The sequence below is a fragment of the Providencia sp. PROV156 genome, from assembly GCF_028480905.1.
GTDB classification, from domain to species: domain Bacteria; phylum Pseudomonadota; class Gammaproteobacteria; order Enterobacterales; family Enterobacteriaceae; genus Providencia; species Providencia hangzhouensis.
On the sequence record NZ_JAMPPE010000001.1, the window covers coordinates 171,749 to 190,519 of the forward strand.

The window sequence follows — 18,771 nt, forward strand, 5'->3', positions numbered from 1 at the left end:
ATGCAATAAGAAGCCGTCAATTTGGCATCAGTTTTGTTGCTGAATATCAATTTTCCGCTATTTTTCACATTTAATGAGAACAAAAAATGAAAATTTCCGCTCTTTTGGATGCGTTAAAAAAGCAAATTGATGAATTGAAAACACGAGTGGAGCCCATAAAAGACCTTGAGTTTTCACATTCACGTTTCGATATGCAATTGTTTAGCCGCAAATCAACCCGTTTAGGGGATTGCCAAAATGAATTACAGACGTTGTACCAGCAATTGTGCCATAGCGTAACGTTAAACCATACTGAGCAAGTTAATTTTCTTACTGAAAAAATCGTCCATCAAATGCAGGCAATTTCACGAGAGATCTCTACACAAGCTTTACGTGAAAAAGAATCAAATTTTACTAAGAAAAAGGAACAAGTTGATTTATATGAACGTTTATCACAACACCAAGACTATGAACGACGCTTGCAGGCCATGGTGAGTGAAAAAGAACTTCATTTAAGTGAGCTAACCGACCACCGTTCGCAGCACCGGTGCCAAAAAGAACTCGCTGTACTCGCAGGCCGTTTGTACCGTTGCCGCCAAGCACTTTTGCGTATTGAGAAAGCCATTGAACATCAAGAAAATCAATATTTTGATTAAATCTTAGAAGGAATCAGTATGAGTTCACTCAAGGATGCTCCACAAGAAATCCAACTTGCTGTTGATTTAATCTACTTATTAGAGACGTCTGAGATAGAAGCTGATGTGGTTCTCAAAGCACTTGAAATCGTGAAAAATGATTATATTGCAAAACAAGTGCAAGCAGTAAAAACTGCCTGCACCAAAGAAACTTAATAAGTTTAGTGAGTTTTATCATCACTATCTTTAGGTGTTCGCTTCACTTCTTGCACTTCATCACCTTTACTATTGTGTAAATGCACTTCTAACTGATTGAATGCAATATCAATATCGTTTTCTCGACATAGTTTGTCTATCGCACGGTTCACTTCATCGCTGGTTACGCCACGGTCACCAATCTGCCGTACATAAAAACGTAATTCGTGATCTAACGTGCTTGCACCAAAACTGGTGAAATAGACATTAGGAGCGGGTTCAGTCATTACCTTGCTATTATTGGTTGCCGCAGACAATAAAACGCGTTTCACTTTATCAAGATCAGAGCCATATGCCACACCGATCGCTATGGTGATACGTGTGACTGTGTCCGATAGCGACCAGTTGATCAGACGTTCAGTCACAAAAGCCTTATTAGGAATGATCACTTCTTTGCGATCAAAATCAACGATGGTTGTCGCACGAATGCGAATTTTACTGACTGTTCCTGAATAGGTCCCAATAGTGACGGTGTCGCCAATACGGATCGGCCGTTCAAACAGTAAAATGATCCCTGAAACAAAGTTAGCAAAAATTTCTTGTAAACCAAACCCTAACCCGACGGTTAAAGCTGCTGCCAACCACTGCAATTTGTTCCATGTCACGCCAATCATACCTAATGAGGCGATCGCCCCAATCCCGACAATAATATAAGTTAATATTGTCGTGATTGCATAAGTAGAGCCCTGACGGAGTTTTAACCGTGATAATACCAACACTTCCAGTAGTCCAGGGAGGTTTCGCGTCATTACCCAAGACACAATGATAATCACAAGAGCTAAAATTAAATTCGCTAACGTCACGAATTGTAAGATATTTCCCCCTTCTGCCGATGTGGCGGTATAGCTCCATAAGTTCACGCTATCTAAGAAAGAGAAAATGGTTATAAAATCAGACCAAATCGTATAAAACGCTAAAGCGAAAATAATAAATAACACCATTGTTGTGAGACGCAATGATTGCTGGCTAATCAGCTCAATAGTCATTGGTGGCTCTTTAATTGGCTCGTTTTCAGTATCTTCTTGCTTCGACATCGCACGGCGTTCTATGGCACGTTGATATGCTAATTTACGAGCAACCAGTGTTAAGCCTCTCAAACACGCGCTATAAGTGATATACCATAGGAGTAATAGGTATAAACTGTCTATCCAACGGTTTGCCAAGCGCAATGTGGTGTAATAATACCCCGCCATCATTAAGCCCACTAAAATTAATGGCGAAAATGTCAACAATGTCACAACGATACTGCGCGTTAAGTGACTCCCTTTCTCTTGCCAAACTTGTTTGCAAAATGGAATAGTAAAGATGCACAGTAGAATAAGAGAAACCAGCACGATCAACTGGCCAATTACGTCCTCAGACACTTTCAGTGGGTTGCTAACGCCATAAGTAGAAAAGAAAATGAGTGGCAATAGAGGAATAGATAGCCTGATCATCCTGCGTCGAGTCTGGGATATTTTTTCTTTTTCGATACCAAAGTGTTTTTGTGCAATACCTTGTGGTTTTAATACTCGGAAAGTCAGCTCAAATAATGCCCAAAATATCGCCAATTGTTGGCAAAATTGCCAAAAGAATGGCCCTTGCACATTCCCTGTTTTCAAAAACCAATAGCCAAATGCCAGTAAAAACAGTGAAATAGGTAATGTTTGCATTAATGTTAACAACAGTGCCAACGGGGTACTTAATACACTGTCATTACGTAAGCTGGAAAGCCGTTGGTCAATATCCTGCAGTCGGTTACTAATTTTGCGATTAAACCAAATAAACAGTAATGCGACTAAAACCAGTGGAACAACGACCAATAATGAAGCCGTCACTCCACGCTTAATACTACGATTCGATAAACTAAAATCAAAATTATGAATCTGTGCTGCCGCAGCTTCTGGAAAACCTTTAACCCATTCCAAATCCATCGGTTTATTACTATTCACCCAAAATATTTGCTGCGCCAAGGTATTTTCAAGAGACCCCACTACACTCAATAATTGGTTTTGATCAAGTTGCAAGTTGATTGCTTGGGAAATTTGCCCGCCAAGCTGCTGGTTGAGTTCATCTAATAACCCACGACGTACTTCCAATAGTTTCAATAACGTAGATTTATCCTCAGCGGATAATAATGCGCTATTTGCCAGCTCATCCCCTGTTTTTACCTCAAATTGCTGTTCCAACTTAGTAATATAATCATTAGGTTGATAAAGCTCATCACGCTGTTGGTTAATATCAAATTGCTCAAGCCGCAAATCAGCAATCGTTGTGGGTAAATTTTTAGTTAGAATGTCTGGCGGCAAATCAATTTGTTGTTGAAATAAAATTCGTGAGAGCAATAAGCTACCGCGTAATACATTAATTTGCTCTTTTAAATTTCGTTCGGACTGCGTCGCTCTTTCAAGCCATGTTTTAACTCGAATACCATTTTGCACCAGTTTATTGCTATTTTCGGTCACTGCGATTAAACGGTCACTGAGCGCATTATTAATCGCAATTTCTTTTTGAATAATGGGATTCTGTTGCGCTTCAATATCGGTTTCAGAAGTACTCAGCGCCTCGCGTACCGTTGATTGGGAGTCATTTAGTCGGCGATGGCTAATCGCATTTTGTACTTGCTGAATATGGTGTTCCAATTGCTCAATATATGCTGCGGTATAATCACGTTGTTTTTGCAGCACATCTTGTAATTGAGTGTTAGCCTGTAGAATACGTTTTTGATATTCATTTTGTTGCTGCAATAAATACTGTTCAACTTGCAGCATGGTAATTTGAGTAGATCTTAAATTCACAGATTCATTCAATGAACTATTTAGCTCATTGCGAATTTCTTGTAAGCGCCTCGCATTTTCCAACATCATCGCTTGCGCCCTTTCAGGCTGCGTTTGTAAGCCAATTAATTGACTACTATATGTTGCAAGGTCATTTTGTTCTGTTTGCAGATTTTCTAAATAAGAGGCTTGTAATACTTCTAATTGTGAAAGAGAACTATCTTGTATTTTTCGTAGGAAATTTTCGGTGCGTTGCTCATTTTCATTTTTTATTTGCAACAAACCTTGTGCTGCTTGTTTCGATTCTTCACTCGCGCTATTCAGTTTTTTTTGCAGTTCAGCCGTTCGCTGTTCGAGTTTATCCAGCTCGTTATAAAAATCTGAGGTTTTTTCCAGATCAGCGAGAGCAAGTTTATCTTCCTCACTGAGTGAACTTTTTTTATTCAATGCGTTGAGCGCACTTTTTATTTCATTCTTATCAGGTAAGTTATTTGATGTTAATGCCGTAATTGAACTAGAAAAAGATATGATGAAAAAAAACAGTGTTATTGATACTAACTGCCGCCACTTCCATTGTTGTTTCATCATAATGGCATTCCTTTATACAAATAATAATATTGTTTAATTAAACCAAAGTGCCGATAGTCGCCTACCAACACTTACTTTCACCTAATTAAACACATTTTACGTAAAATGTTAGAAAGTTAATACTTTATCTGCCGTTAATGTCCAGCTTGCAAGCTCGACTAACGTGCCTACCTCAACACCATCAGCAAGGGTTAACTCACTTACACCTCGGGCATCTGTACAAGTTTTACATAATTTAACGGGGACATTTTGTGCCGTTAAAATCTCTAACATTTGTTGAAGATTATAGCCTTCTTTCGGCTTTTGAGCTGCCAAACCTGCGGTCACAGCATCTGACATCAGAAATATTTTTAAATCTAACTGCGGCTCTTGCTCTTTTAACGTTATCGCTAATCGCAATGAGTTGAACAATGTTTCACTGCCGTAAGGTGCGCCATTAGCAATAATCAAAATAGAGGTCATATTGTACTCCACTTATTCAGTTTGAATGGGTTTTAACCGGATTGCGGTATTACATTTTAGTGTTTCTAATAGTGTATCAACCAATGTAATTGTATGTTGATTAATATTAAAATTTTCTGATTGGAGTAGCCAGTTTTCTAACAAACCAGACATTAATGAACGGATCATAATCGCAGCACATTCCACATCAAGATCAGCAGGAAGTTGACCTGCATCAATACAGGCAGTCAAGTTATCAACTATTCGACATTGACTTGCGACATAATTAGCGCGTTTAAAATCAACTAACTCTGCCATTTCGCCAACTAATTCACACTTCAAAAAGAAAATTTCCATCAAAGCGCGGTTTTTAGGGCTTTCAATAAAATCAGTCAAAATATAAACTAATAATTCTCTTAGTATTGAAAGTGGATCATTGGTATATTTAGAACGATAATATTCTTCAGCTTGTACTATTTGGTTATCACCAAATTCACAAGCTTGATAAAAAAGATCAACTTTGTTTTTGAAATGCCAATATATTGCACCTCGGGTAACCCCCGCTGCTTTTGCAATATCGGCTAATGATGTGGCAGAAACTCCTCGTTCAGAGAATGTTTTGATGGCAGCATCTAATATTTCCTGACGGGTTTCTTCAGCCTGTTGTTTAGTTTTTCGTGCCATTGTGACCCGTTTCTATCGAAAGCTGATTTACATACATTCGTGTATGTTTGTACTATAGCATAGTGATAAATCATATTGTTTACCATTTTTCTTATTTTTGTTTTGAACTCATATTGATTAATTGAGGTTAACTTATGCGAAAAAACAGAGGGGTGTTACCTCTGGCTCTGTTAGTTCTTTCAGGTGGCTTGGCTTTATCTGGTTGTAACGATGAACAACAAGGTGGCGGAGAACGCCCGGCGCCTGAAGTAGGAATTGTTACGCTTAAAGCCGAACCTCTGACTCTCAAAACCGAGTTACCAGGCCGTACATCCGCATTTCGTGTTGCCGAGGTTCGCCCTCAGGTTAGTGGCATCATATTGAAACGCAACTATAAAGAAGGTAGCGACGTAGAAGCAGGGACATCTTTATACCAAATTGACCCAGCACCATTCCAAGCAACCTATGACAGCGCAAAAGCGGAACTTGCAAAAGCACAAGCCAATGCGAATCTGGCTGCATTAACGGTGAAGCGTTATAAACCATTGTTAGGTACTAATTACATTAGTCGTCAGGAATACGACGAAGCAACCTCAACCTATGCACAAGCACTTGCTGCCGTCAAAGCGGCTGAAGCTGCGGTTGAAACGGCACGTATCAACCTGAATTATACCAAAGTAACTGCACCGATCAGCGGCCGTACCGGTAAATCGAATGTGACTGAAGGGGCTTTAGTATCTACAGGACAAGCCACTGAATTAATGCGTGTTCAGCAACTTGATCCTATCTATGTTGACGTAACACAATCGAGTGACGATTTTTTACGTCTCAAAAATGAGATAGCGAAAGGCGCTGTACAGCGAGAATCAGGGAAAGCACCTGTCAGTTTGATCAACAACAACGGTCAAGAATACGCACAAAAGGGTGTTCTGGAATTCTCTGATGTCACTGTTGATGAAACAACAGGGTCTATCACCATGAGAGCCATGTTCCCTAACCCGAACAAAGAGTTACTTCCAGGTATGTTTGTTCGTGCTGTATTAGAAGACGGTGTTATTGAAAAGGCGATTCTAGTTCCACAACAAGGCTTGACTCGTACGGCTCAAGGAACTTCTCAAGTCATGGTTGTTGGCGCAGAGAATAAAGTTGAAGTCAGAAAAGTTAAAGCAGGACAAGCAGTTGGCAACAAATGGCTGGTAACTGAAGGTCTACAAGCAGGTGATCGTGTCATTGTCATCGGCTTACAAAAAATCAAACCAGGAATTGTTGTGAATCCTAAGGAAGCAAACTTAGAAACGCAATCCATAGACAATCAGGCAAAACCTGAAGAAAAGTCTAAATAAGGGAGCGGCTGATTAATGCCTAAGTTTTTTATAGAAAGACCAATTTTTGCGTGGGTAATTGCAATTATCACCATGCTTGCTGGTCTGTTGGCAATTATCCAGTTACCTGTTTCGCAGTACCCGACCATCGCGCCACCGGCTGTTTCTATTTCAGCTAACTATCCGGGAGCGGATGCTGAGACGGTACAAAATACAGTAACGCAGGTTATCGAACAGAACATGAACGGTATCGATAACTTGGTATATATGTCATCGAGCAGTGATTCATCAGGTTCTGCTAGCATTACGCTGACATTTGAAGCAGGAACTGATGGTGATATCGCGCAAGTACAGGTGCAAAACAAATTGCAACTGGCGATGCCATTGTTGCCACAAGAAGTTCAGCAGCAAGGTATTAGTGTCGATAAATCAACTAGTTCATTCTTAATGGTTGCGGGTTTCGTTTCTAGCGATGGCTCAATGGGGCAATACGATATTGCCGACTACGTAGGGTCAAATATTAAAGACCCACTTAGCCGAGTTAACGGTGTAGGTGAAACTCAACTGTTCGGTACCCAATATGCAATGCGTATTTGGTTAAAACCAGAGCAACTCGTTAAGTACAACATGACCACAACAGATGTCATTAATGCGATCAAGGTACAAAATAACCAAGTCGCAGCAGGGCAACTCGGTGGTTCACCGTCTGTAGCAAACCAGCGTTTAAACGTTTCTATCATTGCGCAGACACGTTTAAATAGCCCTGAAGAATTTAGCAATATTCTATTACGTGTAAACCAGGATGGTTCACAAGTGCGTATTAAAGATGTTGCTGATGTCCAATTAGGTGCTGAAAACTATAGTACGATTGCCCGCTTTAATGGTAAGCCAGCAGCAGGTATCGGTATTAAACTGGCAACCGGAGCTAACGCTTTAGATACGTCTAATAACGTCCGCGCTGCACTTGAGGAAATGAAGCCTTTCTTCCCTCAAGGATTAGAGATTGTTTATCCATACGATACGACCCCATTCGTTAAAATTTCAATTAACGAAGTGGTTAAAACGTTAGTAGAAGCAATCATGCTGGTTGTTGTCGTTATGTATTTGTTCCTACAAAACATCCGTGCAACACTGATACCAACGATTGCAGTACCTGTCGTATTGTTAGGTACCTTTGCTATCTTGTCGGCATTTGGTTATTCCATAAACACCTTGACCATGTTCGCGATGGTACTCGCCATCGGGCTTCTCGTCGATGACGCCATCGTCGTTGTTGAGAACGTTGAGCGTGTTATGCAAGAAGAAGGCTTGTCACCAAAAGAAGCGACCAAAAAATCAATGGGTCAAATCCAAGGTGCGTTAGTCGGTATTGCAATGGTGCTGTCTGCGGTATTTATTCCTATGGCCTTCTTTGGAGGTTCTACAGGGGCAATTTACCGTCAGTTCTCAATTACCATTGTATCCTCCATGATCTTATCAGTACTGGTTGCGATGATCTTAACACCAGCACTGTGTGCCACCATGTTGAAGCCAATTGAAAAAGGCAGCCATGGTAGCCAAAAAGGATTCTTTGGGTGGTTTAACCGCACATTTGAAAAACAAGCACACCACTACACCGACAGTGTAAGCCGTATGCTTAACGGCACGGGCCGTTATTTAGTGATTTACCTGCTGTTAGTGGTTGGTATGGCGTTCATGTTCGTCCGCTTACCGTCTTCTTTCTTACCAGCGGAAGACCAAGGGGTATTCTTGTCAATGATCCAATTACCACCAGGATCAACGCAAGAACAAACCCAAGCGGTATTGGATGAAGTGAATAACTACTACCATACCGAAGAAGCCAAAAACGTTGAGTCGGTCTTTACCGTTGGGGGCTTTAGCTTCGCAGGTCAAGGTCAAAACATGGGTCTCGCTTTCGTCGTTCTGAAAAATTGGAGCGAACGTAAAGGCGATGAAAACCACGTTGATGCGATTGTACAACGTGCGAATATCGCACTGTCACAAAAACAAGAGGCACTGATTTACGCCTTTAATCTACCAGCGATTGTTGAGTTAGGTACCGCAGACGGGTTTGACTTTGAGTTAGTCGATAAAGGTAACTTGGGGCATGATAAACTGATGCAAGCCCGCAACCAGTTACTTGGATTAGCTGCTCAGCACCCAGAAATGCTTCAAGGTGTTCGTCCAAATGGTCAGGATGATACCTCGCAATACCGTATTTATATTGACCAACAAAAAGCACAGGCTCAAGGTGTCGCTATCAGTGATATCAACGCAACATTGAGCTCTATGTTTGGTGGAAGCTACGTGAATGACTTTATCGACCGTGGTCGTGTGAAGAAAGTTTACGTACAAGGTGACGCAGAAAGCCGTATGTTACCTTCTGACATCAGTAACCTGTATGTTCGCAATAACCAAGGTAAAATGGTTCCGTTCTCTGCCTTTATGGACGAATCCAAAGATCCTTGGAAGTATGGTTCACCGCGTTTAGAGCGTTATAACGGTGTCCCTGCGATGAACATTCAAGGTCAGGCAGCTCCAGGGAAAAGTACTGGTGATGCGATGCTGTTAATGGAAAAACTCACCACTGAAAACCTGCCTGAAGGAATTGGTTACGAGTGGACAGGTATGTCATATCAAGAACGCTTAGCAGGTAACCAAGCCCCTGCTCTGTACGCAATCTCCTTGATAGTGGTCTTCCTGTGTTTGGCGGCTCTCTATGAAAGCTGGTCAGTTCCATTCTCAGTTATGTTAGTTGTTCCATTAGGTATTATTGGTGCGTTACTGTTTACCAGTGTTCGTGGTCTAGACAACGACGTTTACTTTAAAGTGGGCCTCTTAACAACCATTGGGCTATCGGCGAAAAACGCAATCTTGATTGTTGAATTCGCCAAAGACTTGATGGAAAAAGAAGGTAAAGGGTTAGTCGAAGCAACACTGAATGCAGTTAAAATGCGTTTACGACCAATTCTGATGACATCTTTAGCATTTATGTTAGGTGTTATCCCACTGGTGTTTAGTAACGGTGCAGGTTCTGCATCCCAGAACTCAGTAGGTACTGGTGTTCTTGGGGGAATGTTTGCCGCAACCTCATTGGCTATCTTCTTCGTTCCTGTATTCTTCGTGGTGATCCGTCGCCGTTTCTCGAAGAAATCAGAAGATATTGAACACAGCCATCCACCAACAGCACAATAATTGCTGATCGATAAATCGAAAAGAGCCACTCATGTTGTGGCTCTTTTTTTATATATTAATTTAATACTGACTTGTTGTAGATAACATGACGAAATGAGGTTTATCCTGCTCTTTGGGTGCAGTTTGAATTTCAAAGTCTTCCTGAGTAAAATCTATTCGATTCAACAACTCCCCTAATAAAGCTATCTTATCATTGATATTAAAATGGCTTCTGAAATGCATTGATAAAGACATTAAACCGTGACTCGCCAAAGCTTGTTCAGCTAATAAACTCACATCAATGTGTTGATCTGTTCCATCAATTCTAAGTTGTAGATGACGATAAGAGTGAGCCTGTAAACCATAAATTCCACGGATATAAAGAGATGTATTATTTATTGAATCTGTAATAACCAAGTCATCTCCTTGGCGATTAATAAAAATCTCCTTCAATTGGTTTTTTATGGGTAGGATAAGCAAATCAACAATTCGGTCTACCGAATAATTATCAATAATAATCGTTTGATAACGCTGCCAATCTACTTTTTTAAACTGATAAGTATCGGAGCCCTCACCACCATTAAGAATTAAAACAGAAACATCGCCTAATGCTGCAGGAATAACGACATCATCCTCCGGTGTTCCTTTAATAATTAATGATAAGCCTAATTGTTCATGAGATGATGTTGGATGATAAATAATTGCATTTTCTTCTGTTAACAGCATTAAGCCACCCGCTATTTTTTGCACTGACTTAAAAGTAAGCTCAGGGTATAAATCAACATGCTTAGGTAATTTATTTGGAAATCGAAGAACACCCTGACTATCGAAAATATTGTTAAACTTCATCTCTCCAATCGCGTTTATTCGATATAACTTCTTTGATTTTGAATCAAAAATAACGCCATATTGTTTATCGTGATCAAAATCGATAATTTGTAACTCACTTTCTAACGAAAATGAAGGCGCAACAACAACTATCTCGTTAAAATACCATGCTGGTAATATGCGTTCCCTATTAGTATCTTTTAATCCAAACAATGCAATGGGGTCCTTTTCATTGGAAAATTGAGCAAAACGCTCCCATTTCAAAGGCTCTCTCGCAAACCAGTCTTTATTGAGGGCAACTAATTGTGTACTACCATTCGCACCCAGTTGCCTAACAAAGCCTTCTTTTTGAATAACAAGGAGCTCCCCTTGCCAGTGCGTAACGTTTTCTATTCCACTCAAATTTAAACGAAAAGTACTAGGCTTATTTGGCTTAATAATATCTTGCCCTAACCCTTTTTGATAAAAAATGGTGTCTTCTTTTCGGCTATAAAAGAAAAAGGCTTCCTTTCCATTTTCCTTTAATAAACTTCCTATTAATTCCAAGTCCTTAGGAGGAAACCAATACCATAAATCGTACCTCGGATTATAGCGTCCCAGGCTTGTTGCAAATATTTTTGCAAGTGTAGGTTTAATTCTATAACGCTTTAATTGAAACACCGCCTCTTTACCATCGTTAATAGGCAGAGGAAACCTCTCTCGCCAAACTTTCTCTAATGGAGTATTTTTTGCGAGCTCACGATCAATATATTTTAAATCTTCTTCACTTATCGAAATAAACTCATTCAAGAATAGCTGTTCATTCACATTTTTTCTTTCTAAATTGGCTTTAACCAGTGTTCCACTCTCATTGCGTAGCCAGTAATGATGCCAAAAACCATTTTCATCAGCACCCGCTATCATCACCGTGTTCGCTATGCTGGGTTTGATTGTAATTGTTTTTTGATATTCAGGACTCATATTTCGACGAGCTAAATAGTCATGGCTACTAAATTGCTTACGTTGTTCAAGTGATAATAATGTTTGTGTGTCATGTAAGTTATCGAGTAATAACCTGTTATTCACAACGCTCACGAGCTCTAATTTATCACTCTGTATTAGCCTATAGGTATTTTCAACCGTACTACCAGTACTTCTTTCTGTTAATGTTATATACAGTTGGTCATCAACCAATGTGACTTTAATAATTTCTGCATCTAAACCTAAAACCATATTTGCTTTAAGTTGAGTCAGTAAAGAGCCTGTATTTATATCAACCTGCCAAATTACCGATTCCACTGATGAATAAAAATAGGCTGTATCCCCCTTAATTTTTATTAGTTGTGCCGAATGATTTTCTTTATTTTTTGAGTGAGTAAAAATGACCCGGTCATATTGAACATCATAAAATGCACGTCCCACGTTTAAACCGTTATATTGATAATTATCGATGGCAACATACTGGCCGTTAAGCTTATTTTTAATTGATAAATCATGAAGATGCTGTTTAATTGTCTGGCTTTTATTTATCCATTGACTACCATCTACATTAATAATCTTTGCTGTCTTATTAGTAAAATCTATTTCACATACTTCATGTTGAGCATTGACAAGTAAAATCGAATTATCCGCCACCGATGTATCAACATGGATAGTAATGCCGCTAATTTTAATGTGATCACCCATGATTTGAATAACATGCTCTTTTTCATCACTTTCTATTAAACTCGTATCAATTATCCAGCTAGATTGTTTTCCATACATAGCCCCCTCAATTAACGTAAGAGATGCACCATAATTAACTGTAATTTGATATTCCCCACCATTACCAGTGACAGTGTGCGTAATATGCCCTTGCCATGGAATAGGCATTTTAGGAACGACTAATTGTCTATTTGGGCTATCTAGAATGACATGAATGGTAGTATTTTCATATTCATGCTCTAAAGTGGTGATAACATACTCTAGGCCACAATAAAAAAAATCAAAATAGAATTGATAGCGTTCTTCCATTCCTCTCAAAATAGAAAAACCATTATCCCCTCGAGAAGTTCCACCAAAAAGAGAGCTATATCTGTAACGAATAAACGATTTAGGTACAACTGGTAATATCACTACCCCAGTTTGGCTCCCATTAAAGTTTACTCTTGGCTCATTAACACCAACAGCTTCTCTAATATTAATTGCATGTGATTTATCAATCTCTGCACTCGGGCCCGACTGAAAATCATTCAACCAGCAATGCTCTATATACCACTTTTTTTTCACACCTCGATATATATATTGGCTACCAAGGTCAAAATAGCCATTTTTGAAATCTAATTTCTCGATGACAATATTAGGTGTTGGTATCAAAAAGCCTTTTTTTGCATCATAACTTATCGCTGCATTTTGATAGTCTCGTTGATAAATCGCGAATTCTTCCCCTACAGCAACAGCTTTTTGTGCGTGCCTTTCATTAATGTTAACCAGTTCAGTGATACCAATACCTATTCCCATAAGTGGTACAGCTAGTGGCCCAACAACACCAGCTACCGTTTCCGCACCAAGTAGAGATGCTCCCGTACTTACAATACCTAACCCTAATGATGATGAATCAAAAGCTAGTTGAGTACCAAATACAGCTCGCTGAGTTTCATTTTGTGCATTCGCTAACTCATAAATATCGAAACCAACCATAGCTCCTTGGAAAATAACCCCTAACCCTTCATTCGCTGTACGTACTAGAGACGAAGAAAAGCGATTCATTACTGATTTTGCCACTCCATTCCCTTCACACCATAATGAATATGCAATTTTTCCAGTTTTCACGGCATCATTGATAGCACCATGGGCTATCATAGAATAGCTAATATAACTATGAATACGCAGTGCTGTTGCTAAATTAGATGTTGGCCTAGAAGAAACCACTGACTGTCGATTTCTATTCTCCGACCATTGAATGATTGCTTGTATTCCCATCGCTATATTGAGGCCATCCACATGTTCTGTACCCTCAATATCTCTTTCACATTGCAACTCCCCATCACTAAAAGAATAATGACTCTTTAACATAGCCATTTGCTTGTGAAAATATTCTTTAAACTCAATAAATGTTGTGTCTTTCGTTTCAGCCCAATATATCTTTTCCTCTATCCCTTGATGTATAAATTGAATACGATATCGGCCATCTTCCAAATTCTCAACATTTTCAAAAACAGGTAACCATTTTTCATCTAGTTGATGACTTTTGCACACTTCATTAATTGAGTATTCAAGACGTTCCCCCCATTTCTCTGACTCCAAAATAATTAAGGATGTCTGTATTTTCTTATCTTTTGCTATTAAAGACTGATGTTCTAGAATACTCTCCATTTTCTTATGTAGAGAAATAGATTCCATTAAATTATCTGAATAAACCAAATCGGAAACAGTTAAACCACTACCAATTTGTACTTCAGACATTTTTTCCGTATTAATAGAGACCAATTCAAAACTACTATTTAAAACCGCATACTGCTCTGCCATCTTGTTTTTAAATAAAAACTTATTTAAAGTTGAAAATAACTTACCAGAATCATTAAAAGCATAAATACCAAAGTTTGGATCATAAAAATAATAATTAATTTCATTACCACTTTTGACTTTACCTAATAACATTGAGTGTGTTGTGCTATTTAGCGCATAAATATTTCCTTGTTCAGCATTAATCAGAATTTCTTTTATTTCATTTAACTCGAATTGGCCAATTATAGTTGATGCGTGTGCCGCCTCTATATTTACATGAAGTTCTTTTAACGCAGCTTGTAACAAAGTTGAATTCGGCTCCGTTGGTGATGCCCCAACTAAAAACATCTTATTAAGCAATTTATTTGCACCCTCACTGCCCTCTAAGGCTAATGCAACAGCCATTGCCCTAACTAAAGAGTAACAACGTCCCCCTGAATTATCATCCATTAAATATAAATAAAAATCTTGTGGTGCGAGACGTTTCTCAATATAACCGCTATCTCTAAAGATTGAATTAAATTTATAAGTAAAATCTAAAACATCATAAATAAAACCTGAATTTTCTCTCGAGGTTATATACTGAGCTAATACTCCGCACTCAATGGCAGTAAACTCATTCTCAAAGTTAAATATTTCCGCTTTTACTGATAATATATCATTATTAAATTTATCAATAACATACATACATGGGAATAACAGTGGATCCGTAACAAATCGCTGAATATCTTGGCTTATTCTATGCTTTTTAAGCATCATACAGTCAAAAAGACTATTTTTTAAATGACCATCACGCTGAACTTGCGCAACTAAACTAGGATTATTCGTATCGTAGCCTACTTTTTTTAATACTTTCGGTAAGATTTGTTTTACTGGGCGATCTGTTAATAAAGCTTCTGTAATAGCGTCTGCAATGACCTGTGACCTGGCTTGCCCATGGCTTGTTGACTGACCTTTTGGTGTTTCCGAATAAGAAATACCAGTATCCATTTTTTGCATACCAACTGGTGTATGTTCAATAAATGCATCAGAAGGAATTAATGTATTAAGTCGCTGGGTAATTTCCTTTGCATGCTCAAGCCCCGATTCAGATAAGTAAATAACTGCTTGGTCCGTTTGTATACCAAATTTTCTAGGCCCCATAATTTTGGCTTGTTCTATACACTGAGGTGACGGCTCATGAAATAACTTCACCAAAGATTTTGTCAGCCGATTAATATATTTTTTATGTATATTTATAGTTAACCTAGCATTTATACTAGAGCGAAGTTTCATTCTTTTTTTTAAATTTTTAGGGAGAATACGCAGTGCTTGTGAACTTAATAAATCGGAATCAACAAGGTTAGATAATTCAATATCCTCTTTACCTTGAACTCTTATATCGACATCATTATTTCCTGTTGATAAATCTCTTATATAACCAATAAACTCCAACTCCTCTTGATTACTGAGTTTTTCAATACCAATAGGAACATCATTGTTATATAAAAAATAAGATTTTCTTTCTATTTCTTTCTTTAACTTATCATGTTTTTTTAATAAATCTGCCGACCACTTTCCTTCATGGCGATATTCATATTTAATCGCCTCAACTAGCATCATAATATTTTTATCAAGCTTTATTTTATCCATTACATAAATGGCATGATTCAATAGAGAGCTATAGCTATCACCAGACATATTATTAAATCCCTTTATCTTTAATTTGAAAACATAACAAGTAGTAATTTATTAGCAAGGAAAATGGAACTTATAAACGGCCAAAAACATAGTGTAACAATTATTTACATCATATTTTTCCGATTTTCCGATTTTACCTGAGTGCTAACGTATCATATTTTATTAAGCCAAACTAATTTTTGATTATTATAAAAAACGACTAAATACATTATGCTTTTAATCATTAAAGGATTTTTACAGCAAGGAGCTAATACCAATGAAGAAAACCATATCATTCACTCTACTAAGTTGTACTTTATTTCATACCACATCATTAGCCGAGGCCCCTGATATCACAAAAGCAAAAGTCATTAATATAGAAGCCCCTCTCAAAAATAACATCTCGTTTAATACCTTCGAAAGTCTCTCATCTAATGACGATGGTTTAATTTTTAATAATGATATTAACAGTAATACCAAGCTTAATAATAAGGCAGCAAAGCTTATTTTTGCAGAAGTAACAGGGACTGAAACAAGCAACTTACAAGGGATATTAGGAATAAAAGGGCAACGCGCTAACCTTGTTATCGCAAATCCTAATGGTATTTCATGGAAAGACGGTGCCGTTGATAATATTAATAGCCTCTCCTTAATTGCCGGTAAATTTGAAAAAAAATACATTAAAAACAAAGAGAAAGATAACCAGCTTGAACTCCAAAAATTGGAGGACTATAACCAACTGAAGTTTTCAACTCAACCTGCTAGCCAAATCAGTATTAGTCAGCAACAAGGAACTCCAATTCAACTATCAAAATTAAATATCGTTGCAGACCAAATAAAGCTGCAAAATACACTTAATATCCACTCTGCCATACAAAATTATATCAGCGCATCTGGAAATAGCACCCTCTCTCCTAGTGAAGGCATTGTCAAGTACAGCACAAAGTTCAAAACTGACATTCCTTATATTCAAGGAAATCATTTAGAGATGGATGAGCAAACTAAATTGACAGGTCGTAACATTGTACTTGAGAGTCACCAATATCACTGTAAAGATAATTTCCTTTGCCCACAGAATAAGATAGATATTCAAGGAGTTATAAACACGATGAGTTTCTCTGTGCGCGGAGACGCAGACATTATTTTTTCTGATACAGGCGTGATAAAAATAGGGAAAAACCAACAGGCTCTTATTGCTAAAACAACGCAATAATCTTATTTTAGCGTACAACAACAAATAACGGCCTCAATAAGAGGCCGTTAAGTTTAAAGTGAATTGATCCTAAGTTACATCCAGATAAACCAAGCAAACAATGAAATCACAAGGATACAAGCCACGTTTAATACCGCACCCACACGTACCATTTCAATTTGCCTAATATAACCGGAACCGAACACAATCGCATTTGGCGGTGTAGCAACCGGCAACATAAACGCACAGGATGCACCAATCCCAATAATCATGGTTAATACAATGACTGGCATACCTAATGCTTCAGCAACTGTTGCAAAGATTGGTACTAATAAAGCTGCACTCGCCGTATTACTGGTAAACTCAGTCAAAATGATAATAAAGGTAGTAACAGCTAGAATAATAACAAACCAGTGACTTTCGCCGAATGTCATTTGCATCCAGTCTGCCATGATCTTACTTGCCCCAGAAGAACTTAAAATTGCGCTGAGTGTTAAACCACCACCAAACAGCATCAATACGCCCCACTCGGTATTTTTCTGAATTTGAGACCAGCTAGCAACACCTGTTACACCAATTAAAATCGCAGCACTCATCGCAATGATTGTATCTAAATCTTTTACGCCACCTAATGCATCACTAATAAACGTACTCGTGATCCAACAAACTACGGCTAAAAGGAAAATCGTCATTGCTGTAATACGCTTGCCATTCCACTCAACGTGTTCTAACTCAATTTGAAAACGATGTTTCAGGTTTGGACGTAACATCATGTACATCAATACAAACATCATTGGTAGTAACACCACCATGATTGGAATACCATATTTCATCCATGATAAGAAATCTAAACCTAAAGCCGCTGCCGCAATCGCATTTGGAGGGCTACCTACAATCGTGCCTAAACCACCAATACTTGCACTATAAGCAACACCTAATAGTACAAACACGAAAGTATTACGTTCATGACGTACATCGAGATTAGACAGTATACCTAATACTAGTGGTAGCATCATTGCAGCTGTTGCTGTGTTACTAATCCACATAGAAAGTAACGCTGTTACACCAAACAACAATAATACCGCGACTGATAAGCGCCCTCGAGCTGCCATTAGTAAGCGATTTGCAATTAGCCTATCAAGGCCTTGGATATGTAAAGCCGTCGCTAATGCAAAGCCACCGAAGAATAAGAAAATAATCGGATTTGCAAATGATTTCAATGCATCCCCTGTATTCATCAGTCCTAAGCCTACTGCCAAGATCGGAATACACAGTGCAGTAATGGTGACATGGATAGCTTCAGTTAACCAAAGCACACCGATGAAAACCATCATTGCAAGACCTGCATTTGCTTTATCATCAAATGGTAAATATTTTAGTAATAAAATTAAGAGTACGATATCAACAGCTAAGATTATCCATCCCCGTTTATTCGAGGGGGTTGGGCTCACTGATGGTGTTAAAGATTCTGAAGCGTCCATGTTTACTCCATAGCTTTGGAAGCAAGTTTATTTTTAGCGCATATTGTTAATAATTATTTATAAGCTGTGAAATATAGAGTTAATTTATTGAGATGAAAATGTGGATAAGCTAAAAGTGCGATCTACCCCGCGCAATTTTTTGTGTTTTTAATATCTCTACCGGAAAATGTTCTATTTTGTAGGCAAATAACCGCATAAATTAACAGTTTCAATCGACAGAACAATTTCGCTAATACGCCAACACATCATTCAGCAGTTAATTCCCCCTAAAGCTAAATAAATGATATTAATAGATGAAAAATAAACTTAAACTAAAATATCAACCAATGAAAC

Annotated in this window: 10 protein-coding genes; 5 read left to right on the forward strand and 5 right to left on the reverse strand. The window is 38.2% G+C overall.

Annotated features, from left to right (window positions below):
• Nucleotides 1-86 precede the first annotated feature (86 nt).
• Nucleotides 87-635 (forward strand): primosomal replication protein PriC, encoded by a 549-nt coding sequence (priC, locus tag PSF31_RS00760; protein WP_096863267.1) that lies wholly within the window; start codon nucleotides 87-89, stop codon nucleotides 633-635.
• A gap of 18 nt (nucleotides 636-653) precedes the next feature.
• Nucleotides 654-830, forward strand: a complete 177-nt coding sequence (locus PSF31_RS00765; RefSeq protein WP_096863268.1) for a DUF2496 domain-containing protein — start codon at nucleotides 654-656, stop codon at nucleotides 828-830.
• Between the two features lie 5 nt (nucleotides 831-835).
• Here the strand turns inward: PSF31_RS00765 and mscK are convergent, their stop codons facing one another.
• The 3 genes from mscK to acrR all read right to left on the reverse strand — a co-directional run bounded on the left by mscK (nucleotide 836) and on the right by acrR (nucleotide 5,338).
• The gene (mscK, locus tag PSF31_RS00770; RefSeq protein ID WP_164561185.1) at nucleotides 836-4,213 is read right to left on the reverse strand and encodes a mechanosensitive channel MscK; all 3,378 of its coding nucleotides are present in this window, start codon (nucleotides 4,211-4,213) and stop codon (nucleotides 836-838) included.
• Between the two features lie 108 nt (nucleotides 4,214-4,321).
• Entirely contained in the window at nucleotides 4,322-4,675 is a 354-nt protein-coding gene (locus PSF31_RS00775) for a DsrE/DsrF/TusD sulfur relay family protein (protein WP_004913652.1), read from the reverse strand.
• Between the two features lie 12 nt (nucleotides 4,676-4,687).
• Entirely contained in the window at nucleotides 4,688-5,338 is a 651-nt protein-coding gene (acrR, locus tag PSF31_RS00780; protein ID WP_004260429.1) for a multidrug efflux transporter transcriptional repressor AcrR, read from the reverse strand.
• Nucleotides 5,339-5,472: 134 nt separating this feature from the next.
• Between acrR and PSF31_RS00785 the strand changes: the two genes are divergently transcribed.
• Both PSF31_RS00785 and PSF31_RS00790 read left to right on the forward strand, forming a co-directional pair.
• A complete protein-coding gene (locus PSF31_RS00785; RefSeq protein ID WP_004260432.1) occupies nucleotides 5,473-6,660 on the forward strand; it encodes an efflux RND transporter periplasmic adaptor subunit in 1,188 nt (395 codons plus the stop codon).
• Nucleotides 6,661-6,675: 15 nt separating this feature from the next.
• The gene (locus PSF31_RS00790) at nucleotides 6,676-9,834 is read left to right on the forward strand and encodes an efflux RND transporter permease subunit (RefSeq protein ID WP_004260435.1); all 3,159 of its coding nucleotides are present in this window, start codon (nucleotides 6,676-6,678) and stop codon (nucleotides 9,832-9,834) included.
• 60 nt (nucleotides 9,835-9,894) lie between these two features.
• On the opposite strand, the gene PSF31_RS00795 is transcribed toward PSF31_RS00790, so the two are convergent.
• The gene (locus PSF31_RS00795) at nucleotides 9,895-15,786 is read right to left on the reverse strand and encodes a TcdA/TcdB pore-forming domain-containing protein (RefSeq protein ID WP_096863270.1); all 5,892 of its coding nucleotides are present in this window, start codon (nucleotides 15,784-15,786) and stop codon (nucleotides 9,895-9,897) included.
• A 256-nt stretch (nucleotides 15,787-16,042) separates the two neighbouring features.
• Here PSF31_RS00795 and PSF31_RS00800 point away from each other — a divergent pair, with 256 nt between their 5' ends.
• On the forward strand, nucleotides 16,043-16,978 hold the full coding sequence (locus PSF31_RS00800) for a two-partner secretion domain-containing protein (RefSeq protein ID WP_136133984.1): 936 nt from the start codon (nucleotides 16,043-16,045) through the stop codon (nucleotides 16,976-16,978).
• Between the two features lie 74 nt (nucleotides 16,979-17,052).
• Here the strand turns inward: PSF31_RS00800 and PSF31_RS00805 are convergent, their stop codons facing one another.
• Nucleotides 17,053-18,438, reverse strand: a complete 1,386-nt coding sequence (locus PSF31_RS00805) for an SLC13 family permease (RefSeq protein ID WP_004260445.1) — start codon at nucleotides 18,436-18,438, stop codon at nucleotides 17,053-17,055.
• Between the last annotated feature and the right edge of the window lie 333 nt (nucleotides 18,439-18,771).

Coding starts and splice junctions, on each gene's coding strand:
- PSF31_RS00785 (WP_004260432.1), top strand. CDS start 5,473: ATGCGAAAAAACAGAGGGGTGTTACCTCTGGCTCTGTTAGTTCTTTCA.
- acrR (WP_004260429.1), bottom strand. CDS start 5,338: ATGGCACGAAAAACTAAACAACAGGCTGAAGAAACCCGTCAGGAAATA.
- PSF31_RS00795 (WP_096863270.1), bottom strand. CDS start 15,786: ATGTCTGGTGATAGCTATAGCTCTCTATTGAATCATGCCATTTATGTA.
- mscK (WP_164561185.1), bottom strand. CDS start 4,213: ATGATGAAACAACAATGGAAGTGGCGGCAGTTAGTATCAATAACACTG.
- PSF31_RS00805 (WP_004260445.1), bottom strand. CDS start 18,438: ATGGACGCTTCAGAATCTTTAACACCATCAGTGAGCCCAACCCCCTCG.
- PSF31_RS00800 (WP_136133984.1), top strand. CDS start 16,043: ATGAAGAAAACCATATCATTCACTCTACTAAGTTGTACTTTATTTCAT.
- PSF31_RS00765 (WP_096863268.1), top strand. CDS start 654: ATGAGTTCACTCAAGGATGCTCCACAAGAAATCCAACTTGCTGTTGAT.
- priC (WP_096863267.1), top strand. CDS start 87: ATGAAAATTTCCGCTCTTTTGGATGCGTTAAAAAAGCAAATTGATGAA.
- PSF31_RS00775 (WP_004913652.1), bottom strand. CDS start 4,675: ATGACCTCTATTTTGATTATTGCTAATGGCGCACCTTACGGCAGTGAA.
- PSF31_RS00790 (WP_004260435.1), top strand. CDS start 6,676: ATGCCTAAGTTTTTTATAGAAAGACCAATTTTTGCGTGGGTAATTGCA.